A 24,856-nucleotide genomic window follows, 5' to 3' on the forward strand; every position below is an offset into this window, starting at 1 on the left:
GGTGCCATCCATCCGCGACCGGGTGAAGCAGCTTGTGCCGCGCCAGGTGACCAACCGGGTGAGAACCTCTCTGGTCGACTACGGCGTGCGCACCAGCGATCGGCGGTCGTTGCCGGACTTCCTCATCATCGGCACCAAACGGGGCGGCACCACCTCACTGTGGAACTACCTGATCCAGCACCCGCTGGTGCCGCGTCTCTTTCCCGCCTGGAACACCAAGGCCTCGCACTACTTCGAGCAGAACTGGCACCGGGGCGAGGCCTGGTACCGCTCGCACTTCCCGACGTCCCGGCAGCGGGCGACGCTGCAGAGCCGCCACGGCGCCCCGGTACGGGTGGGGGAGGCGGCTCCGCTCTACATGTTCCACCCCCTGGCCGCGCAGCGGGTCGCCGCGCTGATGCCGACGGTGCGGCTGATCGTGCTGCTGCGGGACCCGGTGGAGCGGGCGTACTCGCACTGGAAGGAACGGCGGACGCACGGCGTCGAGCCGCTGGACTTCGCCGACGCGCTGGCCGCCGAGGAGGAGCGGACGGCGGGGGAGCGGGAGCGACTGATCGTCGAGCCGGAGTCCTTCAGCGAGCCCTACGATTGGTACACCTACCGGGCGCGGGGGCGTTACCTGGAGCACCTGCAGCCGTGGCTGGACCGGTTCGACCGCGAGCGGGTCCTGTTCCTCCCCAGCGAGGACCTCTACCGCGACGCTTGCGGCACCTACCGCCGGACGTTGGACTTCCTGGGGTTGCCCGCGCACGACCTGCCCGCCTTCAGGGTCTACAACGATCGCCGCTCAGCACCGCTGGATCCCGAGGTTCGAGCGGAGTTGACCGAGTACTACCGACCTCACAACGAGGCCCTACGGCAGCGGCTGGGGTTGGACCTCGACTGGCCGGACCGGGGACCATGACGACGCGGGCCACCGTTTCCAGCGACCCTCGCTCTCGCGGCGACGGACTGGGCTGGGTAACCCGGGCGGTGTTCGGCGATGAGCGCATCGCACTTACCGTGAGCGGTCCGCCGCCGCCCGGGCACCACGCCGCCGCCCGCTACGCGGTCGTCCCGTCGCTGGCTCGGGCACGGTTCCTGCTGCCGCTCGGCGCGCCGCGCGCCACCGCCGCCTCGCTGCTGGCGTACAACGCGTTGCGCCCGTGGAAAGTTCGGGCGGTGCGGGCCGCGCTGGGCGTGCTGGCCCGGGTCGACGCGATGGACCTGGCACCGTTCCCCCGGCTGACCGTGTCGCTACCGGAAGGGGTCGCGGCCGACGAGGTGCTGCTGGCCGGGCAACTGGGCGCCGCGCTCGGTGTGCCTTCGGTCTACGCGGCCTGCGGGGTTCGCCCGCCGGACCCGAACCACAAGCCGACCCTGCAACTGTTCGCGCCGGACGGTCGCGCCCTCGGGTACGCGAAGATCGGCTGGAACGGTGCGACCCGGGCGCTGGTGGCGGTCGAGGCGGCGGCCCTGCGCGAACTGGCTGCGGCGACCCGAGCGCCGGAGCACCCGGCGGCACCTCGACTGCTCGTCGAGACGGCCGTCGGCGGGCAGATGGTCGTGCTGGTCGAGCCGCTACCGCCGGCCGTGCGGGGGGTGGCGGCCGGCGCACCCCCGCGAGTCGCCGCGTTGTTGGCGGTCGCCCGTCGGGGCAGTCCTCCGCAGCCGCCGCGACGGCTGGCCGGGTCGCCGTTCCTGGTCCGGCTCACCGTCGAGGCGGAGCGTGCCGCCGCCAGCGCACCGGTTGGCGCCCGGGCGGTCGCCGCCGTCGCTGCGTTGGCGCGCCGGCACGGCGACACGGCCGTCGAGTTCGGGCACTGGCACGGCGACTGGGTGCCCTGGAACCTGGGCGTGCACGACGGCCGCCTCGTGGCCTGGGACTGGGAGCACAGTGGGCCGAGCGTTCCGCTCGGCTTCGATCTGGCACACGACGCGTTCCAGCGGGCCCTGGTACTCCGGGACGAGCCGGCCGGCGCGGCGGCCCTGGCCGTCGACGCCCACCTGGACCGGTACGGCGCGGAGCTGGGGCTCGGGCCGGCCGCCCGAGGGTTGGTGTCGGACGCCTACCTGCTGGAGATGTGGCTGCGCGTGTGGCGGCTCGCCGACGCCGGTGCGGGCTGGAATGCCGCGCTGCACCCCGCCCTGCTGGACGTCATCGAGAAACGAACCAGCGACTGATCCTTCGCGATCAACAATGTCCCGCTCAACATCGACTCCGGACGATGAGAAAGAAATTCCACGCCATGGTGATCATTGATGTGGGTGATCGTGTTCGAGCGCCCCGTTCGCCCACTTGAAGATCCACGTATCGCTCGATCGCTCTATTCACCGACTGGGGACGTGTGATCTGCTGTTGCATGGCTGCCACCGAGAATCCAAGCGCACTTGTGGGGAGTCGCGTGGACACGACAATCGAGAATGCGAACGACTCTGGGGTCCTGCTCCTGGTGGGCTCCAGTGGCGGCCATCTGGCCCAACTGCTCGCTCTGCGTCCGTGGTATGAAACCTGGCGGCGTTGCTGGATCACCTTCGACACGCCTGAGGCGGTCTCGCAGCTCGACGATGAGGAAATGGTCCCGGCGTACCATCCGACCACCCGCAATGTGCCGAACCTGTTGCGCAACACCGTCCTCGCCTGGCGGGTGCTGCGGTCGCGCCGGGTCGCCGCGGTGGTCACCACCGGAGCCGGGGTGGCCGTCCCGTTCGTGCTGCTGGCCCGGCTCTGGCGCATCCCCACCGTCTACATCGAGGTGTACGACCGCATCGACACCCCGACCGTGACCGCCCGACTCTGCCGGCCCTTCCTCTCCGCGATGCTCGTGCAGTGGGAGGAGCAGCGGCGGCAGTACCCGGAGGCCACCGTCGTGGGGACCCTGTTGTGAGCGCCGAGAGCATCGGCAACGTCCCCGCGCACCGGGTCCCAGCGGGTCGATCCCGGCCGGCACCCGGCACCGGGCTGTCCCGACCGCGCCGCGCCGGTGACCTCGCCCGGGCCCGGGTGCTGGTCGCCGTCGGCACCGACACCCACCCCTTCGACCGCCTGATCCGCTGGCTGGAGGACTGGCACCGCGGTGTCGACGACGTCGGGTTGACGATCCAGCACGGACACACCCGGGCACCCGCGATCCCCGGGGCGGTGACCTTCCTCGGTCACGGCGAGCTCCAGGCCGCGATGGCCGAGGCCGACCTGGTGGTCTGCCACGCCGGGCCCGCCACCATCCTGGAGGCACGCAGGCAGGGTCATCTGCCGATCGTCACCCCCCGCGACCCGGCCCGCGGCGAGCACGTCGACGACCACCAACTGCTCTTCGCCCGTCGCCTGGGCGCAGCCGGCATGGTGGCGCTGGCCGAGACCCGCGAGGCGGTGATCGGGGCGCTCACCGAAGGGCTCGCCGACCCGTTCCGGTTCACCGTCACGGCGGACCCGGACGCGTCCACGGCACGCCGGGCGGCGGTCGAGCAGGTCGGGCGAATCGTGGAGGAACTGGTGGCCGCGTCAGCCGGACAGCGGCAGCGCGCGAGGTGGTGGTCCTGGCTCCTACCGGACCGGCCCGGAGAACGGCGATGACCGGACACCCGAGCGTGAGTACGGTCGTGCCCACCCGGGACCGTCCGGAACTGCTCCGGGTCGCGGTGCGGGCCATCCTCGACCAGGACTACCCCGGCCCCGTCGAGGTGGTGGTGGTCCACGACCAGTCGGAACCGGATCAATCGCTGACTCGGCTGTCTCGCCGGGACCGCCAGGTCCGGGTGATCCCCAACGAGCGGACCCCGGGCCTGGCGGGCGCGCGCAACTCCGGGACCCTCGCCGCCGTCGGGGAGTTCGTCGCGTTCTGCGACGACGACGACGAGTGGCTGCCCGGCAAGTTGCGGGCCCAGATCGAGGCGCTCACCGCTGCCCCCGGCGCGGAGTTGGTCAGCTGCGGCATCCGGGTCAGCTACGACGGGAAGACCGTCGACCGGGTGCTGACCCGGGACTCGGTCACCCTCGCCGACCTGCTGCGGAACAGGATGACCGAGCTGCACCCGTCCACGTTCCTGATCCGCGCCGCCGCGCTGCGCACCGGGTTCGGACTGGTCGACGAGGAGATTCCCGGCAGCTACGCGGAGGACTACGACTTCCTGCTCCGCGCGGCGCGCAGCGCGCCACTGGTCAACCTGTGCACGCCGTACGTGCTGGTGCGCTGGCACCGACGGTCCTACTTCGCGCAGCGCTGGGACACCATCTCCGAGGCGTTGCAGTGGCTCCTGGAGCGCTATCCCGAGTTCGGGACCCAACCAGCCGGCGCGGCGCGGGTCTCGGGGCAGATCGCCTTCGCCCACGCCGCGTCCGGTGACGGGCGGGCGGCGATGCGCTGGGCCCGGCACGCCCTGCGGCGCAACCCGCGCGAGCCGCGCGCGTACCTGGCGCTCGCGGTGGCGGGGAGGGTGCTCCGCGCCGACACGGTGCTGCGCACGCTCCACCGGCGTGGCCGGGGCATCTGACCGAGGCAACTCCCGTGTCGTCGACGCCGTCAGCTCCTGCGTCTTCGACGCCATCAGCAGAGCGGAGGACAAGCACCCATGAGGCTCCACTCGCTCAGGTTCCGTCTCGTCGACTCACCGACCTCACTGGGCGCGAAACGGCGGGCGCTGCGCGCGGCCTGGCTGTCGGACACCTTCCCGAACCTGGCGGACATGACCGTCCTGGACCTGGGTGGCCGGGTGGACAGTTGGGCGCGGGTCCCCGTCCGGCCGGCCCACGTGCACGTGGTCAACCTGGAGCCGCTGCCCGCGGATCTGCCCGACTGGGCCGAGGCTGACCATGCCGATGCCTGCGAGCTGCCCAGGAGCATCCTGAGCCGCTCGTATGACCTCGTCTTCAGCAACAGTGTCCTGGAGCACGTGGGCGGCCACGAGCGTCGTCGCCGGATGGCGGAGGCGGTCCGTGAGTTGGGTCGCGCGTACTGGGTGCAGACGCCGTACCGCTACTTCCCGGTGGAGCCACACTGGGTGGCGCCGGGAATGCAGTTTCTGCCGGTGTCGGCGCGGGTGGTGATGGCGCGCAGGTGGCCGCTCGCCTATTCCCCCGGCAAGTCCTACGAGGCGGCGATGAGGCAGGTACTGACGACCGAGTTGATCGGTCGCGCGGAACTCCGCTACCTGTTTCCGGACGCCACCATCCGCAACGAGCGTCTGCTGGGTTTGACCAAGTCGATCATCGCTATCCGACGTGATTGAACGACGATCACCGGGTCGCCGGCATGTCGGCGACGCGGTGTGCAATCGGCATCATGCGGGTTGCCGTGTCGCTGTCGAACGCGTCGCCGACCGTTACACCTGCACCGGTTCCGGGCCTCTCTCGGTGACCGGACGCTCGGTCCATTGTCAATAATCTGACTCTGGATGGAATCGCCGGAAATGAAGCTGGCAGAGTGGCGTCGTTCGGGATCGGATTGCGACCGGATTTTGCAATTGAGTCTCACTAGCTGGACCTGTCGTGCGTGGAGTGCTGGCGGAGCGCCACCGTTGTCCGAAAGGGATGCTACGGGCGCTGGCGACAGATCCGATCCAGAAGTGCGAAACGGTTGTGGCTTTCGACGCCTCGGCGGGGGAATTGTCCCGGCGCGGCCATCGCCGCGCGTGGACTGTTGAATGCCCGTCAGGCGATCGGTCGACTGACTGCGCCGGCCCGGTCTCTGGGGTCCTGCGGCGGCCGGGGCTCGTCGATCCGCGGCCAGCCGGCCGACCACACGTGGCGTTGCCGCCAGATCGAGACCCAGTCGACGCTGCGGGACCGGTCCGAGGTGAGCAGTGTCGTGCCGACGGCCCGCAGCCCGACACCGGCGGCCAGCAACCCGATGCCGAGCCGGGCCCGTGGCGCTGACCAGTGACGACGGACGTAGGTGGCCTTGCCCCGGAGGATCTTCACCCGCTGCCCCTCCGAACTCGACGAGGCGCCACCGACATGGATCACGGCGACGTCAGGGTTGAGGATCGGTCGAGCACCGAGGGCGGCGGCCCGAGCCGCCAGGTCGATGTCGTCGCTGTACAGAAAGAACTGCGGGTCGAAGCCGCCAAGCTGGCAGAACAGGTCACGCTCGATGAGCATGAGGCAGCCGGAGACCGCCGGCACCTCGCGCACCGACTGCCGGTCGTACCGGGGCAGGCCCTCGGGATTGGCCCAGTGGTAACGGGAGAAGACTGTCGACAGGCCGGTGGCGAAGGTGAAGTGGCTCCACAGGCTCGGCAGCCCCCAGCAGGAATATCCGTCGTCCGTGCCGTTGGCGTGCAACGTCCGGCCGGTGTAGACGCGGTGCTCCGGCTGGCGCCGCGCGAACGTGAGGAGGTCGGCGACCGGGTGGCCGACCGGGACGGTGTCCGGGTTGAGGAGCAGCAGATAGTCCCCGTCGCTGGCGACCGCGCCCCGGTTGACGCCACGGCCCCAGCCCACGTTCTCGGCCAGTCGGATCAGCCGCACCTCGGGGAAGCGCTCGGCGATTGCGTCGGCGGAGTCGTCGAGCGAGGCGTTGTCGACGACGGTGATGTCGAACCGGACGTCCTGGGTGCGGCTGTCGGTGAGTTCCCGCAGGCAGCGCAGGGTCAGGTCCCGCGTGTTGTACGAGACGATGACGACCGAGACGTCGGGCCGGCTCAATGCGGTCCTCCGGCCTGCACCGGCCCGTCCGGCGTACCCGCGACCTGGTCCGCGGGGGCTCCCGACCGGAGGTGAAGCCGCTGTCGGGCGCTCACCGCCAGCAGTTCCAGCGCGAACGGAAGGTCCTGGACGAGGTACCGACGCATCAGCCGCGCCGGCTCGCTGGCCAGGCGATGCGCCCACTCCAGCCCGGACAGCTGCATCCACCGCGGAGCCCGTCGGTGCACGCCTGCCACGAAGCCGATGGCGGCGCCACAGCCCAGGAACCAGGCACGGGGCAACAGGGGGCGGAGCCGGGCGATCACGCGTTCCTGCTTGGGGAAGCCGAGCCCGACGAACACCAGGTCCGGTTGCGCCGCCGCCACGGTGGCGCAGACCTCCTCGAGTTGCTCCGGTTGGGTGTCGAAGCCGAAGGGCGGGCTGAGGTGTCCAGCGATCCGCAGCCGCGGGATGCGGGACCGCATGACCTGCTCCGCGCGGCTCGGGGTGCTCGGTGCGCCGCCCATCAGATAGACCGAGCGGTCCTGCTCGGCCAGGGCGGCCGACAGGCTCCAGATCAGGTCCGAGCCCGGGACCCGGGCCGGTAGTGGACGTCCGGCAATTTGGCTCGCCCAGACCAGCGGCTTGCCGTCGGCCACGACAAGGCTCGCTGATTCGACATGCGCCCGTGATTCCCGATCTCGACGAGTAAGTCGAAGGATGTCCACATTGGGGGTTACGATCTGTCCGCCCCGGCCTGCGGCAAGTTCGGCGACGACATGCCGAATCACGTCTTTCTCATGAAGTGGGTCGAAGTCGACTCCGTAGACGTTGACCCGGCTTCCGACACGCGAACCGTGCACATAGGAGCGCATGGGAAAGTAATCTACCGACGGTGTGCGCGCAGACAAGGCATCGAACGGGCAGCATCTGCGGGCTTCCTCGTGAGACAGCCCTCGGCCATTCGACCGGTTGTTGATTCGCCTCCTGGCTGGCAGCATCGATGCGTGCGAATCAGTGTCATCATGCCCGCGTTCAATGAAGCGGCCGGGATCGGTGGTGTACTTCGGCACCTCCTCGAATCTCCGCAATTCGGTGCGGATATGGAGGTCGTCGTCGCCGCAAACGGATGCACTGACGACACTGCCGCAGTCGCTCGTTCTTTTGGCGTACATGTCCTGGAAATTTCGACGCCGTCCAAATCCGCCGCAATGAACGCCGCTGACCAGGCATCGAAGGGCGACGTTCGAATTTATGTGGACGCCGATGTGCCCGTCACGGCGGAACTGTTACGCCAGCTTGCCGCCACGGTCAGTCAGCCCGGGGTCGTCGCGGCGGTGCCCCGGCCACTGATCGACACCTCGGGGAGCGCCTGGCCCGTCCGCGCCTACTACGCGATGAACGCCAGGCTGCCGGTCTTTCGCAACCGCCTCTTCGGGCGCGGGATCATCGCGCTCTCCGCCGAGGCCAGGTCCCGCTTCGACCGGATTCCCGAGATCACGGCCGACGACATGTTCCTCGACGCGGTGGTCGGCGCGGACGAGAAGGTGGAGATCGAGGCGGTGGTGCGCGTACGCGCGCCGCGGCGCACGGGGGATCTCGTCCGCCGGGTGGCCCGCGCACGGGAGGGCAACGCAGAGTTCTGGCGCTTCGTCCGCTCCGCACCACCGGAGTACGGCCTCCCGGTCGACCCGGTGCCCGGTCCGAGTTCCTGGTCCTGGCTCCGGCACGTTCTGCTCCGGTCGCCCGGGCTGCTGCCGGCGGCGGCCTGCTACGTCGTGATCATCCTGCTGGCCGAGGCGAGGCGGCGCTCTCCAGGGTGGAGTGTGCGCTCCGGTTGGGGGCGACGGGAGTTTCCCCAGCTCAGGCGGTAGTGCCTCGGCGGTTGATGTCGTTTTTGCCGGTACGAGCATCGGATGGGCATTCCGGACGATTGGTGTGCCTATTCTCAAGTAACCATTAAGTCTCGCGGAGGGCCGTACCTCATCGGCTCCTGCTCCTCGTTAGCCCGGGCAGCGGCGACTGGCCGGAACAGCGGTAGCTGTCCGCGTCAGACAATCGCACTGGGGAGGCGTATCCATCTCGACCAAACGGGGTGGCGGCGATAAGAGATCCAACCCGAAAGGTGTCAAGTCTCGTGGAAAGCCAGCATCCTCCCGTTCCTCCGGCCCCCCGCTCGCTCGCAGGGGCCGCCTCGCTGCCACCGGGGCTCCGCCCGCGTCGTGGGCGCCTGATCTTCACCATCGTCGCGGCCCTGGCCATCATGGCCTCGGCAACGGTCCTCGCCGCCGGTGCAGCGACCAGCCGAGCCGGAACCTTCTCCTTCTTCGCCGGATCGGACGTCTCCGGCGTGCCGACCGACCCCGACACCCAGGCCGTCGAGCTCGGCCTCCGTTTCACCTCGAGCAGCAACGGGACGTTGGCCGCCGTCCGGTTTCTCAAGGCGAACGGCTCCAGAAGCTCGCACCCGGTCAACGTCTGGTCCGCGAGAGGACAGAAGCTCGCCACCGCGACCTCGACCAACGAGTCGGCCTCGGGCTGGGAGGAGGTGAAGCTCCCGACGCCGGTCCGGATCGAGGCCGGTCAGGTGTACGTCGTCTCGTACCACACGACTCGGTACCGGGCGACGCAGAACTTCTTCAATCGGACCGTGACATCCGGCCCACTGAGCACCTCGGGCGTCGCGGGTGTCTACGCGTACGGCGCCGGCGGCTTCCCCACGTCGACCTACAAGTCCAGCAACTACTGGGTCGATGTCGTCTTCGCTCCCGCCGCGGGTGGAACACCTGCCCCGACTGCCTCCGCTCGTCCGAGCACCTCGCCGACCCGTACCCCGTCGGCGTCCCCGTCGCCGACGCGCCCCCCGACGACGCCCAGCCCGACACCGACGACGGTCAGTCCGCTGACCCTGCCTCGTATTGCCTGGGAGGGCGGCCCCGCCTACTACGGGGCGTACCCGGTCGCCCGGGGAGCGGGCTGGACCAACCCGGCCTTCTTCCCGATCGGGGTGTGGCAGGAGAGCGTGATCGAGGCGCGGGACACCGCCCTGGACAAGAGCGCGGGCATCAACACGTACGTGGCGCCGACCGACAACAGCAACCTGCGGCTCATCGAGAGCGCCGGGATGAGCGTGATCGGGGGCAACAGCCGGCAGGTCGGACCGTCGACCGTCGCCTGGTCACTGTCCGACGAGGTTGACATGTGGGGCGGCCCGGGCAGCTCGGCCTGGACCGGCAACTATCCCGGCCAGGGATCGGTCTGCCAACCTGCCAACGGCCGCTGTGGATACACGATCCAGGAGGCGATGCTCAAGCGGTTCCCCGCCGACGGGCGGCTGCGGTACTCCAATTACGGCAAGGGCGTCATGTTCTGGGAGACCGACGCCGAGGCGGGCCGCTTCGTCAACAGCTACACCAACGTGGTCTCCAACGACATCTACTGGTACACCGACCCCGGCGTCTGCAACTCCCCGTCCGAGGGGCCTGGCATTGGCGTCCTGCGGGAAAACTGCCGGCGCGCCGCGAACTATGGCCGGACCATGGACCGGATGCGCAGCCTCGACGGGGCGGACGGCAAGCGTCAGCCGATCTTCGCCTTCGTGGAGTTGGGGCATCCGTTCACCGAGAACAACGCACCGACCATCACCGGTGACCAGATCGCCGGCGCGGTGATGAACTCGCTGATCCACGAGGCGCGGGGCATCCAGTACTTCAACCACAACTTCGGTGGCTCCTGCCTCTCCCAGCACGTGCTGCGCGATCGGTGTGGCGCTGCCGTCCGACCGGTGGTGACCGAGTTGAACCGGCGGGTGAGTTCCCTGGCGCCGGTGCTGAACACCCAGTCGTACGAGTGGCGGTTCAACCCGAACCTCGACACGATGCTCAAGGCGTACGGGAACGCGTACTACGTCTTCGCGATGCCGGGCCGGACCGCCGGCACGGGCGCCCAGACGCTGACGCTCCCGCCCGGTTTGAAGGGGGCGCGGGCCGAGGTCCTGTTCGAGAACCGAACGGTGCCGATCAGCGGCGGCGCACTGCAGGATTCGTTCGCCCGGGAGTCCGCGTACCACATCTACAAGATCACACCGTGACGTCCTGACGTACCCCGCGGTCGATCACCCGGATTCCGGTCCCACCCTCGTGGGGCCGGAATTCCGGCGGCCGGGGAGCGGTCCGGGGCCGTGTGGTGCGGCCACCGGCGAGGTCAGGGGCGGTGGCCGATCTCCTTGAAGAACGCCAGGATGCTGGCGGCCTCCCGTTCGGCCGAATATTCAGCCCGCACGTACCGCGCTGCCTCCACGCCCCGCGACCAGCACCAGCCGGGCTGCTCAACCTCCCGGGTCAGGCATTCCTCCAGCGCGCGACTCATGGCAAGCAGGTCGCCGGTGGGAGTCGGCTGGCTGAACGCGGGATCGAAGAACTCCCGGCCGCCGAAACCGTGGAAGCCGACGACGTAGTTCCCGGACGCCATCGCCTCGACCGCCGGCAGCCCGAACCCCTCCTGGTAGCAGGAGCTCAGGAAGATCGTCGAGGCGCGTAGCCGGCGGGCGACCTCCTCCTGCGAGACACCGTCCACCGCGTCGATGGTCCACCCGGCCAGCGCGCTGCGAGCCCGCAGCAGGTGCAGGACCGTCTCGGCGTCCGCCCGCCCGCGCCGGGGCATGTAACTGATCACCCGTCCGTTGGGCCGGTCGGGGGGGTTGAACAGCGCCGCGTCGACGCTCAACCGGACCCGGTGGATCGGCCTGCGGAACGCGTGTTCGAGGAGGTCCTGGCTGTGCTCCGAGACCACCATGACGCCGAGCAGACCGGGGCTTGCCAGGTAGTGCCGCGTGACCAGCTCCGCGTCCACGTTCCAGGTGAGGTGCCCACTCTGGTTGAAGACGACGTGCCGCACGCTCGCCGGCAACCGGGGCAGCAGCCGGGCGTCGGTCTCGGGCACCACGAGGAGATCGTCGGGTCCGAGTGGGCTCGACCGCACGTCGGTGACGCGGGTGCGATGAGGAAACCATGTGCACCGGAAGCCGCGGCGCTCGTGCAGCACCGCAGCGGCGACGCCGGCCTCGTTGAGCACATCGACGTGTCGGTAGAGGGTGCGGATGCCGCCGGAGGGCTTGTTGTAGTCGCGGGCCAGGTAGTAGATGGTCGGCGCCGCGGAAGGCGTCTCCCGTAACCGGATCTTGGGCGGACCGTGCTGCCGGTACTGCTGGTAGACCCGGTACGCCCGCCGTGCCTGCTCCTCAAGGCCCATCGTCCGCCGCCGTCAGATGCTCAGGATGCCGAGCTTGCGGGCGAGCCGGAGAGAGCGGTCGAAGACGGTCAGGCCAATCGCGAACATGACCACACTGAACCCGGTGAGGATCGCCAGCGACACCAGCGGGGACAGCCCTTCGGCCGGTGGGTCACCCATGAGCAACTGCCGCTCCGCGGAGATGACGTAGGAGTGCGGCACGAGGTAGCTGACCCAGCGGATCCAGTCCGGCAGCACGCTGATCGGGAAGAGGGTGCCGCCGAGCACCCCCGCGGCCAGGCTGTAGAGCATGATGACCGGCTCGCCGCGCTTGAACAGGATGATGAAGCTGGCGGCGAGGGTGCCGATGGCGTTGCAGGCGGCTATCCCGACCAGGAACACCAGCAGCGCGAGGGGGATGGACCGCCATTCGATCTGGGCACCCAACAGGCTGCCGAACGCGATCATGAAGGCTGCCATCACGGTGCCGGTGACGCTGCGCCAGATGTTCATCGCGATCGGGATCAGCGCCCACGGCACGGGCTCCACCAGGTAGGTCTCGAGTGTGCCGCGCTCCTGCGCGAACTGGAGCCGGTTGGTCAACGCGGTCAGCGCGTCCTGGAAGCCCGCGGTGACGCTCGCGCCGATGAGCATGAAGGCGAACGCGTCGGTGGCATTCAGGAACGTGCCCTGGAAGAAGTAGAGCAGCACGGGGAAGACCACTGCGGCGTACCGCAGGATGGTGGTGGCCGGGAACATCCGCTCTTCCACCAGGTCGATCCGGACGTAGGCCGCACAGGTGTCGAGCGACTTGCGCCAGAGCCCACGACGGCCGATCGGGGCGGTGTAGGCCAGGCTCATGTCGCTCCGCCTTCTGCGGTCTGGTCGTGACGGTAGGCGCGAGCGATCAGGTCCCGCAGCGGCATCGGGATCTCGCGGACGTGCCGGACCTGCCGGGCGCCAGCGCCGAGCGCGGCCAGCACGTCACCCGCTCCGTCGCGCACCTTGAGCCAGCACCGGAGGGTGGGCCCGTCGACGGTGAGCTCCAGGCCCAGCGACGTCAGGTCCGCAGCCGCCTGGTCGGCTGCGTCGGTCGAGGCGAAGACCAGTTCGAGTTGCGGTCGTTCCCACTGCTCCCGCAGGCTGTCGAGGTCGCCGAAGTACTTGACCCGGCCCTTGTCGAGCAGCAGGGCCTGGGACCGCAGCGCCTCGATCTCTTCGAGGCGGTGCGACGAGATCAGCACCGCGAGTCGTTCCCGCTGGACGAGATCGGTGATCAGATCGAGGAGCCCGTGCGCGGCGATCGGATCCACCGCCCCGGTCGGCTCGTCGAGGATGAGCACCCGGGGGCCGGAGAGCAGCGCCCGCGCCAGCCTCAGCCGGGCCTTCATGCCGGCCGAGAGGCCGGCGACGACCGTGTCGATCCGCGACTCCAGATCCACCGTTGCCAGGACCTCGGGAATCCGGGTCGCCATCAACCGCGGCGACATGCCCTGCAGGCGACCGTGCATGTGCAGGTTCTCCCGGGCGGTGGCCCGCATGAGCAGGCTCCGGTCGTCCGCCGGCATCCAGCCGACGACCTGGCGGATCTGCTCGGAGTCCCGCTCGACATCGAGCCCGAGGAGGGTGCCCTCGCCGCTCGTCGCCGTGGTCAGGCCGACGATTATCCGGAACAGGGTGGTCTTACCGGCGCCGTTCGGGCCGACGATCGCGCAGATCTCGCCGGCGCGAACGGTCAGGTCGATGCCGTCGAGCGCGATGACGTCCGACTTGATGTGCGTCCGCGCCAGGACCCGCATCCACTTCGGCGTCGGCTCGTACACCTTGGTCAGGCCGGACAGGACGAGGACCTCCTCGGCGTCGGCGGGTGACCGTGCGCCGACCCGTTGCGCCTGGCCGAGGCCGTCCGCTGGGGTAGGTGGTTCCGATCGCCCGGCCGACGGGAGGTCGGCCACGCCGACGTCAACCGCTCGCTCCGAAATCGCCGACATGCCGTCAACCGCCCCCTTCACCCTCGTGGATCTGCTTGTTCGCCGCGCCGGTCAGACCCGGATGCCGCGCCAACGCCACCAACCCCACCGCACCCGGCGATCCACTCGGTCGGCCAGCCGCCGCAGTCGGGGTGGGCGCTCGGGCCGTGGTCCGCGGCGTGCGTTGCGTTCGTAACGTCGCCAGAGCCGTGACCCCCGCGCCTCGGGGTCGATGCTCTCCGCCAGGTCGGCCAACCGCTCGGGCAGCTCGTCCCCGCCGTCATCCAGCTCGTGGGCCCGGCACGCGAGGGACAGGGCCGTGCGGGCGAGCGCCGCCCGGGCCGCGGTGTGCAGGTGGCGCACCGGCTCGACCCGGTCGCCCTCCTCGGTGAAGAGGATCTCGAAGACGCTGTTCCGCTCGGTGATGTCGCGGATCATGCCGCCGAACTCCTGGACATGCATGTTGGCACCGTGTACGCGGTAGAACGCCTGGTCGACGCCGTTGACCCGGCCGACGTGGGCGCGGGCGGCGGCCCGCAGCCAGAGCAGGAAATCCGCAGCGTGCGGCACCCGTGAGTCGTAGCCCTTGAGGTCGTGCATGACACTCGCCCGCATCACCACCTCGGGCGTCGACACCGGGTTGGTGGCCCGTTCGCAGTTCTCCCGCAGCCACTCGGCGCCGGTCCAGATCGTCCACGAGGTCGCCCGGGTCCGCGGTGTGGGAGTGCGGTCGTTGAACGCCGCGGAGAAGCCGTAGACGAACCCGACCTCCGGATGCGCCTCCAGCAACGCGGTGGCCCGTGCCAGCGAACCGGGCGTGAGTAGGTCGTCCGCGGAGAGCAGGACGAGATAGTCGCCGGTCGCCTTCGCCAAGCCCTCGTTGTACGTGGCGAGATGACCCTGATTGACCACGTGTTCGATCACCTGGACCCGCGGATCCACGGCGATCTCGCGGGCCACCTCGACGCTGCCGTCGGGTGAGGCGTCGTCGACGATGAGGACATCGACGTCCATGCCTTCCTGCGTGAGAATGCTCTGCACGCAGGCCGGAAGATAACGGCCGTAGTTGTAACAGGGAACCACGACGGAAACGGTCGGCCGTCGCCGCAACGGGCGCGGCCTTTCCCGGGTCACCATGCGGCGACGCCCACGTCGGCCAGGCTCACCAGGACTCCCTCAATCGCCTGTGGACAGAGATCCGCGCAAGCATGGTCGCGCCGCTCCTCAAGGTGCCGTACGTCCGCGCCGACGCACAACCTCCGACTGCTTCGAGCTGGTGTCCGGTAGTTGACTACGTCAGGTGTTCGGTCGGAATACGACGTCCACCCAGAAGTTGTGCGAGACGGCGGAATCGGGGAAGCCGCCGCCGTAGCGGAAGCTGGCGCCACCCGCCGGTATGTGCAGTGGTCCACGATCAATTCCCTGGCCCGCGAGAGCGTTCAGATTGACCGCGTACTGCCCGACCGAGGTCCAGTAGGAGACGACGTAGGTGGTGCCCGCCGTGATGTTGACGGGTTGCGAGAATGTGGCGACCTGCCATCCGGATCCGGTCTCGTTCGTGAACGACGCCGTCGCCAGTAGGTCCCCGTTCGAGGTCCACAGCGTTCCGGTGTGCAGTCCGTTGTTGTCCGGCCCCTTGAAGAACCGCACCGCGGTCACCGACCCGCTGACGTCCGCGGTGAATCGCGCGCCGACCTCGATCGAGTTCGAGTCGTTCCAGTTCGGATGCTGCGGTGTGTCCGTGTCGCTGAACAGGCTGACCGGCGGACCCTGCGGGGGAGTCGGGCTGGGGCTGGACGTCGGTGTCGGTGTCGGTGTTGGTGTCGGGCCGGGGTCCGGCGGTGCGTCCGGCACGAAGAGCGGGTCGACCCAGTAGTTGCTGGACTGGTACGAGTTCTGCGGGAACGCGTGCCTGCCGTAGTTGTAGACGCCGTTGGCCGTTGTCGGCGGCGCGCTGAGCGGTCCGTTGGTCCAGAGCGTCGAGAAGAAGTTCGATGTCGAGGCGTAGTGGCCGTTGGGCGCGAAGTACGACGCGACGTACGTCGTGCCGGCGGTCACCGTGATCGGGCTGTCGAACCGCACGCTCTGCCAGCCGGAGCCCGACTCGCCGGAGAACGTGGCACGGGCCAGCAGCGTGCCGGAGGCCGTCCACAGGCTGCCGGTGTGCGTACCGTTGTTGCCGGTGCCCTGGTAGAAGCGCACCCCGACGATCCGTCCGTCTGTCGACGGGACGAACTTCACGCCCAGTTCCACCGCGCTGGGGTCGCTGTCCGCCGCCGACTGCGGCGTCGCGTTCAGTGGGAACATCGTGTAGATGGCGGCGTACGCGTCGGTGGTGAAGGACCAGACGGTGGGTTCGTCACCCGGGTTGCCCTGGTTGTCGGCCACGGTGACGGTGGCGGTGTAGGTGGTCGCGGTGGCCAGCGAAGCCGACGGGGTGAAGGTCACCGTCTTGGTCGCATCGTCGTATCCGACCGTGCCGGCGACGGACACGTTCGCCTGGTTCTTGAGGGCGAACTGAATGGACGTCGGGTTCAACGGCTTCGAGAAGATCACGGACGGACGTACCGTGATCGGCACTGTGGTGGCGTTCGCCGACGGCGTGGTCGCCACCGGGCTCGGCGGGCCGGCCGCGCTGTCGATGAACGTGACGTCCACCCAGTAGTTGACGTCGTTGTAGGTCAATGTCGGGAAGCCGCTGCCGTAGGCGAAGACGCCGTTGCCGCGCGACGGGGTGGATCGGGGTGCGATCAGCGGCGCGGAGTTCACGTCGCGACCGCTGAACGCCAGTGGGTCGGCGGCGTAGCCACCATTGGGGGCGGTGTAGGACACGACGTACTCGGTGCCGTGGGTGATGGGCACGGGGCTGGCGAAGGCCAGCGTCTGCCAGCCGGCGCTGGTCTCCCCGACGAACGTTCCAGTGGCCAGTCGGGTGCCTGTGCCCGTCCAGAGGCTTCCGGTGTGCGTACCCGTGTTGGCCGCGCCCTTGTAGAAGCGCACGCCGGTGACGTAGCCGTCGTCCTGCGAGCTGAACCGCACGCCCAGCTCGACCGGAGAGCTGTCGTTGACCGCCGGGTTGTCTGGCACGCGGGATCCGAAGAGGGTGCTGGGCCCGGCCAGCTTCAGGGTGACCGTGGACGGTGTCGACGGCATGTTGACGCTGTCGTCGATCGCCCGGACCCGGACCACCTGGGTGCCGGCGCCGCCGGAGTGGAAACTGTACGACCAGGACGTGGTGCCGTCGGCGGCGTGCCAGGTGGCGCCGCCGTCGGTCGACACCTCGACGCCCGCGACCCGGCCACCGCCCAGGTCGGCGGCGGTGCCCCGCACGGTCACCAGGGAGCCGTTGGTGACCGTCGAGCCGTTCGCCGGTGCGGTGATGGTGGTGGTCGGTGCCAGCGTGTCGGTGGACGCTGACGTCGCCTGGAGGCCCGGCATCAGTGTCGCCGGCTGAACCCCCATGTCGGCGAAGAGGTTGACGGTGGCCTGCTGCATTCGGCTGTCGGCCGGCGAGGTGGTGCCGTCGTGCACCGAGTCCAGACCCCACGCCCACTGGACGGTCCCGGCGCCGAACACCAGGGCTCCGCTGGGCGCGCGGTACATCGTGAGGTGGTGGGTGGTGGTGCCCGGGGTGACCGTGTTGCCGAAGTCGCGCAGGTATTCAGGTGTCGATCCGGTCGTGGTGGAGAGCCGGATGAGACCCGCTGGCCGGAATCCGTTGTCCACGTCCTCGTCGGACTCGTAACCGATCGTGTGCGGGGCGAGCGTCGCCGTCTGGCCTGGCGCGGTGCTGGCGAGGCCCGTGTGCCGCCACAGCCGGAACTTGCCCTGGTATTCCGGTACCTGCAGCGCGAGATCGGTGTTGTTGCTCATGTAGGCGGTGCCGGTCAGGGCGTTCTCCGGCTGTCCCGCGCCGTTGCCGGGCTGGATGAACCGTGGATCTCGCCAGGTGCCGGTCCATTCGTTGGTCGGGTCGATGTCGGCATTGGCCCAGGTTTCCTTGTAGCAGACCAGCGTGCGGTGCGGGGTGTTGGTGCCGTCCACGCTGGGCGCGAGCCGGGTCCGCCAGTAGACCTCGTTGCCGCTGAAGAAGGCCAGGTTCACGCCGGCGTCGCGGGCCGCCTCGACGTTGGTGCGCTCCGGGCCGGACCAGTACTCGTCGTGCCCCACGGACAGGAACACGTCGTGGTTGCGGATGAGGCTGCCGCGTCGGTCGGTGTCGATGTCGGTGGTGTAGCTCACGTCGTACCCGTTGCGCTCCAGGAAGCGGATCATGGGGTACTCGTTGCTGAACAGGAAGTCGCGACCGTTGCTGCTGCCTCGGGTGGAGAACGGCCGGTTGTAGCTGACCTCGAACGCCCGGCCGTTCTGCAGCGCCTCGTAGAAGTTCCCGCCGCCGTAGGTGTTGTAGGCGTGCCAGGTGGCATCGGAGGTCTTGAAGAAGAGGCTCGACGTGCTGCTGTCGTCGCGCACCACGAAGGTGATGTGGCTCGCGCTGCCGGTGTCGACGTCGGTGCGCTTCAACCGTGCGATGTACACGCCGGAGACGGCGGTCGCGGGGACCTGCCACGACGCGGATACTTGCCAGTTCCCACAGTCGAACATCTGGGTGTCGTTGTTGGTGATGCAGTCGTCCGGTTGGTGCTGCGGCAGTGTCGCGGACGGTGTCACCGGCGTGATCCGCCGGGCGCCGGCGCCGCCATACCAGCCGAGGCGGTAGATCTCGATGGTGTACGCGGTCGCCGCGGTGTCGATCTTGAAGTCGATCCGCTGGCCACGGTTCACGCTGATGTCGGTGGCGAAGCCCTGGATCGTCCAGTCGCCGAAACCGTCGATGTCCCACTCCGAGGCCGGTTGACCCGACTGGGCGTTCTCGCAGACCACGGGATTCGGGTCGCAGGTGGCGGCGGCGGCCGGCGTCGGGCCGGCGATCGTTCCGGCGATGGCTCCGGCGAGGATGACGCTGATGGCGACCAGGATCGCCAAGCCGGGGCGCATTCGGCGGTGCACACCACCCGTGGTGGCCCAACCGCCGTTTCGCGGCAGTGTGCCCGGCAGCGCGGTCCGGATCAGTGGCTGGGTCGTCATCGCCATCTCGGGCACCCACCTCTCGCTACGAGACGTCACGGCGCCTGCCGGGCGGCTCAATATTGAAAAGTAGAGAACCCCTCATCTCTTGCCAACGGCCGTCCACACTGGCTGTAACACCGGGTGGCCGCCAGCAGCCAGCCGATCAGGCACGCTGCGTCAGATGGTTGACAGCTGAGGTCGATGAGCAGGACGAACTAGTCCCGCGCAGGCCTTTGGCTCGCCGGCCCCTGCTGCTCGGCCCCCTTCACACGGGGTAACACGATAGTGAGATCGGAGGTGTTGGCGCGCTGCGGTACGACGGGTGCATTCGTCGGCTCGGTCGCCTCTCGCGGAGCATCCGGATCGTCGATCGGCACCACCCGCTTCGTCCGGCGCGGGCCGACGGCCTCGGCGACGGAGATCATGCCGAAGAGCAGCACCAGACAGGCGGCCGACACCGCGATCATCGACCGGATGGTCCCGGTGACCTTGCGCGTGGGATCCGTCGGTGGGTTGATGGGCAGCGCCTGGAACAGGTACTTGTCGTCCGCGCCGTCGACCTTCTGCATGTCGTACAGCTCTTTTTCCATGCTCTCGGACACCAGGTCGAGGGTCTTCACGGCCGAGTCGGGGGAGCTGCCCGTGCCGACGATGTTGATGACCAGGCCCGAGCCGATCGCGTTGGTCGAGCTGATCGTGTAGTCCTTGTCGGCCCCCTGGCCGATCAACCCCTCGCGGACCAGGCCGCCCGACACCCGCTGGGCCAGGACGTCGACCACCACGGACGGGTTGGGCAGTCGCAGGTACGGGTTGTTCGCGTTGACCTTGAGGAGCGACGGGTCCCGGGCGATCGCGGCATCGCTCGGCTGGGGCGGTGGGGCGATCAGCACGTACTGCGCCTGCGACTCGTACCGCGGCGCTATCCCGAAGGCGACGAAGGCATTCCCGGCGATCAGCACTACCAACACTGCCAGCACGATCAGCTTGTGGCGTCGCACGGTCGTGAACAGGGCCAGGAGATCCATCAGGGCTCAATTCTTGCGGCAGGAGATGGGCGGGCAGCCGGGGACGGTGCCGGCTCTGTTGGCCGCGGGGGCGCCGCGGTCACCGACACGGGAAAGATCCGGGTCTGCGCGGGCCACCGCTGGACGGCCAGCCAGCAGGTGGCGCAGAGCCCGAGGACAACGGCGTGGACCGAGGCGAACTGCGCGAACGAGAACGCGTCGAACGTGTAGGCCCCGACCGCTGCGGCGAGGCAGGCGCCGGCAAGCGCGCCGCAGAGCGAGCGCAACTCAGGATCGGTCGCCCGGGTCCGCGCCTGCAGTGCCGTGATCGCGGGGACCAGGAAGTACAGCACGAGCGCGGCCAGGCCCAGGACGCCCATCTCGATGGCGGTCTTCAGGTACTGGTTGTCCAGAATTCGTGTCGCGTCCTCCGGCAGGAACGTGCCACCGCCCCGGCCCAGCCACGGGGCCTGCTGCACGAGCGCGACCACGCGGGGATAGTTGTCCAGCCGGTTGGTGATCGAGGCATCCTCTGAGCCCGCAGTGATGGAGCCGATGATCGTTCGCAGATAACCCGGTGTGGTGGCGAAGATGCCGACGACTGCGGCTGGCGCGAAGGCGAACAGCCAGACCCGCTGCTTGGCGGGCACGCAGATGATGAACGTCGCCATCGCGACGCCGACAGCCAGGATCGCCGACCGGGAGACGGACATCGGTATGCACATGCCGATCAGCCCCACCGGCAGCCACCGCCGCGTGGTCGAGCGTTCCCGGTCATGAATACCGAGCCAGATCGCCAACGGCAGGAGCATGCCGGCGACCACACCCAGTTCGATCGGATGGATGGTCGTCCCGGTGACCCGGACGAGCGCGTCGCGGCCCTGGAACGAGCCGTACGCTTCGCCGGACTCGAATCCCGGCAGCGCCAGGCGCAGCAACGGCTTGAGGTCCCACAGGAACCAGAACTGGAGGGTGGCCACGACACCGGAGAACGCGCCGCCCCACACCACGGTCCGAATGACCCGCAGCAGATCGGCGGGGCTGCGCAGGTGCTCGGCGGTCACCAGGATCACCCCGGACATGCCGACGAGCAGGAGCATCCAACGGTCGGCGCTGAGCCGCTGGGTCTCGTCCGGCGTGAACAGCGGCATGGCGGCATAGGAGAGCAGCGCGCAGATCCACAGCACCGCCAACGCCCCGCGAACGGGATAGCGGGTGTGGACCGGATCGTGCAGGCCGAGCAGCGCCGTCACCGCCCAGGCCAGGAAGAGGACGAGGGATACGAGGCTCGCCAGATAGCCCTGCGCGCCGACGATCCGGATCACCGTGTCCGACGGAAAGATGAAGGCGCTGAGGATGAAGAGCTGGAGCATGAAGGCGGCCTGGCGGGATCCCTGCGGTCGCACCACGCGGAAGGGCTCGGCGTGTCGCCCTCCGGAAGCCCGTCCGCCGTTCACGCGCCTGGCGTCGCCGGTCATGGTTGTCGTCGATCCGTTGAATCGCCGCACCATGCTCTCGTTCCTACCCTTGGATCGGGATCCTTCAGTGGAGGGCTGGCCCGAGCGTACCGCTCTGGCGTGACCCGCGGAATCGTCCTGTTTCACGGCTCAGCACGCCGGACGGCCGGGTTCGACCACCGCGTTGGACCGTCTGCGTAACCGGACCTCTCTCGCAAATCGCACGGTCGTCCGTGGTCAGGCCAGGGAGAGGTTGGCCAGTGCCCTTCGACGCAGCGGCGTAGGCGTACGGGACTTGGCGGAGATCATCACCGCTATGTCGTGATCCTGGATGGCGCCGAGAAACTCCTGCATCGCGCGATCGTCCAATGGGGTCTCCTCCCAGTAGGCATGGCAGAGGGTGTCCTCGACGCGGAAGGAGTCGATATTCGTTCCCGTACCGGCAACCTCATCGACATAGACGCCGTACAGCGTCCACTCGGAGAAGTGCAGGTTGGCCCCGATCGCGTCCGCCCACCGGCGCCCGGTCACCGACTCCACCCGGGCCAGCAGCCGCCGTACGACGGCCGGATCCCACGCCAGCAGCGACGAGACGTAGTCGGGGTAGGGCGGCACGGCCGCCGGCACACCGAGCAGGGACCGGGCGACCTGATGCCAGATCACGTGCCGTGGCAGCCGCTCGTCGACCTCGTCGGGTTTGCGATAGAAGCGGACCACCCCGTCACGACGGAAGGTGTCGGCGGAGAACGGCCGGACGAACTGGATGTCCGAGTCGACAAGCACGACGACGTCGGCGTCGGAGCGGGCCGCGGCCGCGAGCTTGATGATCTGCTGCAGGATCCAGCCGCGCAGTGGGGGGAACGGGCGGCGGAGGTTGACCGAGAACTTCCCGCCCGGCAGGGACCGGAAGGACCGGGGCAGGAAGTCCGCCTCGTCGTGGATCACCGCGCGCGCCCCGCTCAACTGACCGAAGAGCGCCAGATCGGCGCGCGGCACGATGATGTGGTGGCGTATCGAATCCGGCGAGTGCGCCAGCACCGAGCGGTGCAGGTCGGCGCAGCGGTCGAAGTCAGGCGCGAAGCTGGGGGTGATGATGTCCAGTCGTGACATGCCAGGAGTCCTCCTGTCGGCCGGCTGCGGGCCCGGCTGTTCGGTCTTCACCGGACCACCGCCGGCGACCAGGCGTCGGATACCAGTAGCTCGGGGGCGCCCCGGCCGTCCGCCGGGGTTGACCAGATGTCGCTGGTCGCCGTCCCGGCACCGCTGCGGGGCAGCGCGTAGATGATTCTCGTGTCGTCCAGCCACTCGACCTGGTCGTCGACGCTGCGGGTCTCGGCGAGCAGCGTCTCGGTGCCGGTCGCGAGGTCGTAGACGGCGAGGCGCCAGCGGCCGGGGGGCAGGTCGCCGTGCTTCTTGAAGGCGATCCGGGTCCGGTCCGGCGAGAGCGACGGGCACTCGGCGTCCTCCCGCAGGGCGGTCACCCGGCGGGCCGCGAGACTCCCCTCGACCAGCCAGGTCTTTCCCCCGGATGCGGCGGTGGCGTAGAACCGGTCGTCGTCGGCGAAGGTCACCCCCCACAGGTTCTTGTCCACCGCGGTCACCACCGCGCCGTCGACGACGAGTGGGAACCGCTCGACGTCCCCGATCACCTCACCGGCGGTCCGGCTGATCACCGTACGGGTGGAGAACTGCCCCGGATTCGCGTACGAGTCCCCGAAGACGAACGTGGTCGTCGCCACCAGCGACCCGTCCGGCGACAACCGGGCCCGGCTCGGTGTGCCGACCAGCGGCAGGTCGCGCCGAACCGACCAGTCCGCGCCGAGCAGCCGCGCCCGGTACGTGGTCAGCAGGCCCCGGTCGGCCGAGAGGCAGATCGCCTCGTCCCGGGTCGCGTAGACCCGCTCGCAGGAGGCGTCGGTGACCGCGCGTGGCCCGGCCGGCGCCGAGAGCGGGACCATCGCCACCCGGCCGTAGTCGGCGCCGAGAGCCGTGTTCCGGAAGACCAGGTGTGGCACGTCGCGCACCACGGCGAGGTCGTCGCGTGTCGGCGCGCCGGTCGCCGTCGCCTGCACGGCAGTCAGGTCCTGCCGGGCCCGCCAGACATAGCCGCCCGCGCTGAGGAAGGCCACCAGCAGCACCACCGCCAGCGCGGTCAGTCGCGCCCGCGGCCCGAGCCCACCCACCCGCCCGCTCATGCCGGCACTTCGCCGGGTCGAGCGTCGGGGCGCGTCGCCGAGGTCGGACGATCGATGCCCCGCAGCAGCCAGGCGGCGACCGGCACGGCGACCGCCAGCAGGGCGGCGAAGAGCAGCAGCGCCGGGCGGGGACCCTGGACGGTCCAGAGCAGACCGAAGAGCACCGACGCGGCGAACCGGGCCAGCGCCACCGTGGTCTGGGCGGCGGCGATTCCGCTTCCCCGTGCCCTGGCGGCCACAAGGCGACTCACCAACGCCGCCAGCACGCCGTCGGTGGCGGCGTAGAAGGTGCCGAGCAGCAGCAGGACCGCGAGGGTCCCGCCGACGCCGCTGCTGGGCAGCGCCGCGAGCAGGTAGCCGCCCAGCAGCGCCAGGTGGCCGGCGACGAGCACCCGGCCGCGGCCGACCCGGTCGGCCAGCAGACCCAGGGGTACGGCCAGCGCCAGGTAGGCGACGTTGGTGCCCACGTAGAGCAGGGGGAAGTAGCGGGCGGTGAAGTCGTCCCGCTCCTGCAGGAGCAGGTAGAGGAAGCCGTCGCCGATGGTCAGCAGGCCCAGTAGTGCGGCGGCCAGCAGCGGTCGCCGTCGACCTCGACCGCCGATCTCCGAGAACACCTCGCGCAGCGTGGCGCGGGCGGCGCCGGCCGCGGTCGGCAGGTCCGGCACGAGCAGCACCAGCACCGCCACCCCGGCGATCGCGAAGGCGAACGAGACGACGAAGATCGAGTCGTAGCTGCCGGGTACGGCCGCGAAGAGCGCGAAGGCAACCAGTGGACCGATGGCGGCGCCGAGGGTGTCCAGCGCCCGGTGCACGCCGAAGGCCCGCCCCAGCACGTCCGGCTGCGACGCCGCGGCGATCAGGGAATCCCTGGGCGCGGTGCGCAGGCCCTTGCCCAACCGGTCGACGGTGACCACCGCGGTTATCGCCGCGAAGCCCGCCGCCGGCAGCATCGCCAGGCGGCTCAGCGCGGACGCGCCGTACCCGGTCACCGCCACCCACTTCGGTCGTTGCCCGCGGTCGCCGACGTAGCCGCCGGCGATCCGTACCAGCGCGCTGACGCCCTGGTACATGCCGTCCAGGAAGCCGTACGCGATGGGGCTCAGGCCGACCACGGCGGTCAGGTAGAGCGGCAGGATGGATGCCACCATCTCCGACGACACGTCGGTGAGAAGACTGACCGTGCCGAGCAGCACAACCGTCCCGGACACGCGGCGCACGGCGATGCGGGTCCGGCTCGTACCGGCATCGTCCGGCCGGTCCCGCAGCGTCACGTACACGACATCTCCATCCCCAGGCCCGCCACGTCCGCACCGCCTGCCGTCACCGGCGG

Annotated in this window: 20 protein-coding genes; 8 read left to right on the forward strand and 12 right to left on the reverse strand. The window is 69.5% G+C overall.

The genetic code is table 11. The features are described from left to right. Position 1: 1 nt before the first annotated feature. The 6 genes from HNR20_RS25325 to HNR20_RS25350 all read left to right on the forward strand — a co-directional run bounded on the left by HNR20_RS25325 (position 2) and on the right by HNR20_RS25350 (position 5,205). The gene (locus HNR20_RS25325) at positions 2-904 is read left to right on the forward strand and encodes a sulfotransferase domain-containing protein (protein WP_184184577.1); all 903 of its coding nucleotides are present in this window, start codon (positions 2-4) and stop codon (positions 902-904) included. Beyond that, complete coding sequence (locus tag HNR20_RS25330) at positions 901-2,163, forward strand: protein kinase family protein (RefSeq protein WP_184184580.1); 1,263 nt, start codon at positions 901-903, stop codon at positions 2,161-2,163. The genes HNR20_RS25325 and HNR20_RS25330 overlap by 4 nt, the downstream gene beginning before the upstream one ends. A gap of 221 nt (positions 2,164-2,384) precedes the next feature. Then, positions 2,385-2,867: a glycosyltransferase family protein gene (locus tag HNR20_RS25335; protein WP_229687339.1), complete on the forward strand. Its 483-nt coding sequence runs from the start codon at positions 2,385-2,387 to the stop codon at positions 2,865-2,867. After that, a complete protein-coding gene (locus tag HNR20_RS25340) occupies positions 2,864-3,553 on the forward strand; it encodes a glycosyltransferase (protein ID WP_373291092.1) in 690 nt (229 codons plus the stop codon). The genes HNR20_RS25335 and HNR20_RS25340 overlap by 4 nt, the downstream gene beginning before the upstream one ends. Then, complete coding sequence (locus HNR20_RS25345; protein WP_184184586.1) at positions 3,550-4,470, forward strand: glycosyltransferase family A protein; 921 nt, start codon at positions 3,550-3,552, stop codon at positions 4,468-4,470. The genes HNR20_RS25340 and HNR20_RS25345 overlap by 4 nt, the downstream gene beginning before the upstream one ends. Before the next feature lie 78 nt (positions 4,471-4,548). Then, on the forward strand, positions 4,549-5,205 hold the full coding sequence (locus tag HNR20_RS25350; protein ID WP_184184589.1) for a class I SAM-dependent methyltransferase: 657 nt from the start codon (positions 4,549-4,551) through the stop codon (positions 5,203-5,205). 421 nt (positions 5,206-5,626) lie between these two features. Here the strand turns inward: HNR20_RS25350 and HNR20_RS25355 are convergent, their stop codons facing one another. Together HNR20_RS25355 and HNR20_RS25360 are read right to left on the reverse strand one after the other, a co-directional pair. Beyond that, positions 5,627-6,622: a glycosyltransferase family 2 protein gene (locus HNR20_RS25355; protein ID WP_184184592.1), complete on the reverse strand. Its 996-nt coding sequence runs from the start codon at positions 6,620-6,622 to the stop codon at positions 5,627-5,629. After that, positions 6,619-7,602 carry a WecB/TagA/CpsF family glycosyltransferase gene (locus tag HNR20_RS25360; RefSeq protein ID WP_311736899.1) on the reverse strand — a complete coding sequence of 328 codons (984 nt, stop codon included), beginning with the start codon at positions 7,600-7,602 and terminating at the stop codon, positions 6,619-6,621. The genes HNR20_RS25355 and HNR20_RS25360 overlap by 4 nt, the downstream gene beginning before the upstream one ends. 6 nt (positions 7,603-7,608) lie before the next feature. Between HNR20_RS25360 and HNR20_RS25365 the strand changes: the two genes are divergently transcribed. Both HNR20_RS25365 and HNR20_RS25370 read left to right on the forward strand, forming a co-directional pair. Beyond that, the gene (locus HNR20_RS25365) at positions 7,609-8,475 is read left to right on the forward strand and encodes a glycosyltransferase family 2 protein (protein WP_184184595.1); all 867 of its coding nucleotides are present in this window, start codon (positions 7,609-7,611) and stop codon (positions 8,473-8,475) included. Positions 8,476-8,738: 263 nt separating this feature from the next. Beyond that, positions 8,739-10,691 carry a DUF4082 domain-containing protein gene (locus HNR20_RS25370; protein WP_184184598.1) on the forward strand — a complete coding sequence of 651 codons (1,953 nt, stop codon included), beginning with the start codon at positions 8,739-8,741 and terminating at the stop codon, positions 10,689-10,691. A 113-nt stretch (positions 10,692-10,804) separates the two neighbouring features. On the opposite strand, the gene HNR20_RS25375 is transcribed toward HNR20_RS25370, so the two are convergent. The 10 genes from HNR20_RS25375 to HNR20_RS25420 form a co-directional block, all read right to left on the reverse strand. Beyond that, a complete protein-coding gene (locus HNR20_RS25375; RefSeq protein ID WP_184184601.1) occupies positions 10,805-11,851 on the reverse strand; it encodes a glycosyltransferase in 1,047 nt (348 codons plus the stop codon). 12 nt (positions 11,852-11,863) lie between these two features. Next, on the reverse strand, positions 11,864-12,691 hold the full coding sequence (locus HNR20_RS25380) for an ABC transporter permease (RefSeq protein ID WP_184184604.1): 828 nt from the start codon (positions 12,689-12,691) through the stop codon (positions 11,864-11,866). After that, positions 12,688-13,821: an ABC transporter ATP-binding protein gene (locus HNR20_RS25385; RefSeq protein ID WP_184184607.1), complete on the reverse strand. Its 1,134-nt coding sequence runs from the start codon at positions 13,819-13,821 to the stop codon at positions 12,688-12,690. Before HNR20_RS25385 ends, HNR20_RS25380 begins: the two co-directional genes overlap by 4 nt. 51 nt (positions 13,822-13,872) lie before the next feature. Next, the gene (locus tag HNR20_RS25390) at positions 13,873-14,937 is read right to left on the reverse strand and encodes a glycosyltransferase family 2 protein (RefSeq protein ID WP_260321886.1); all 1,065 of its coding nucleotides are present in this window, start codon (positions 14,935-14,937) and stop codon (positions 13,873-13,875) included. Between the two features lie 159 nt (positions 14,938-15,096). After that, entirely contained in the window at positions 15,097-18,894 is a 3,798-nt protein-coding gene (locus HNR20_RS25395) for a DUF4082 domain-containing protein (RefSeq protein WP_184184613.1), read from the reverse strand. Positions 18,895-19,085: 191 nt separating this feature from the next. Beyond that, positions 19,086-19,895: a Wzz/FepE/Etk N-terminal domain-containing protein gene (locus tag HNR20_RS25400; protein ID WP_184184616.1), complete on the reverse strand. Its 810-nt coding sequence runs from the start codon at positions 19,893-19,895 to the stop codon at positions 19,086-19,088. Beyond that, complete coding sequence (locus HNR20_RS32785; RefSeq protein WP_184184618.1) at positions 19,895-21,283, reverse strand: O-antigen ligase family protein; 1,389 nt, start codon at positions 21,281-21,283, stop codon at positions 19,895-19,897. The genes HNR20_RS25400 and HNR20_RS32785 overlap by 1 nt, the downstream gene beginning before the upstream one ends. A gap of 285 nt (positions 21,284-21,568) precedes the next feature. Continuing rightward, entirely contained in the window at positions 21,569-22,441 is an 873-nt protein-coding gene (locus HNR20_RS25410; protein WP_184184621.1) for a DUF6492 family protein, read from the reverse strand. A 47-nt stretch (positions 22,442-22,488) separates the two neighbouring features. Continuing rightward, positions 22,489-23,526, reverse strand: coding sequence for a TolB family protein (locus HNR20_RS25415; RefSeq protein WP_184184624.1), 1,038 nt, complete (start codon positions 23,524-23,526; stop codon positions 22,489-22,491). Next, complete coding sequence (locus tag HNR20_RS25420; protein ID WP_184184627.1) at positions 23,523-24,803, reverse strand: MFS transporter; 1,281 nt, start codon at positions 24,801-24,803, stop codon at positions 23,523-23,525. Before HNR20_RS25420 ends, HNR20_RS25415 begins: the two co-directional genes overlap by 4 nt. Between the last annotated feature and the right edge of the window lie 53 nt (positions 24,804-24,856).

The sequence above is a fragment of the Micromonospora parathelypteridis genome, from assembly GCF_014201145.1.
Lineage (GTDB): Bacteria > Actinomycetota > Actinomycetes > Mycobacteriales > Micromonosporaceae > Micromonospora > Micromonospora parathelypteridis.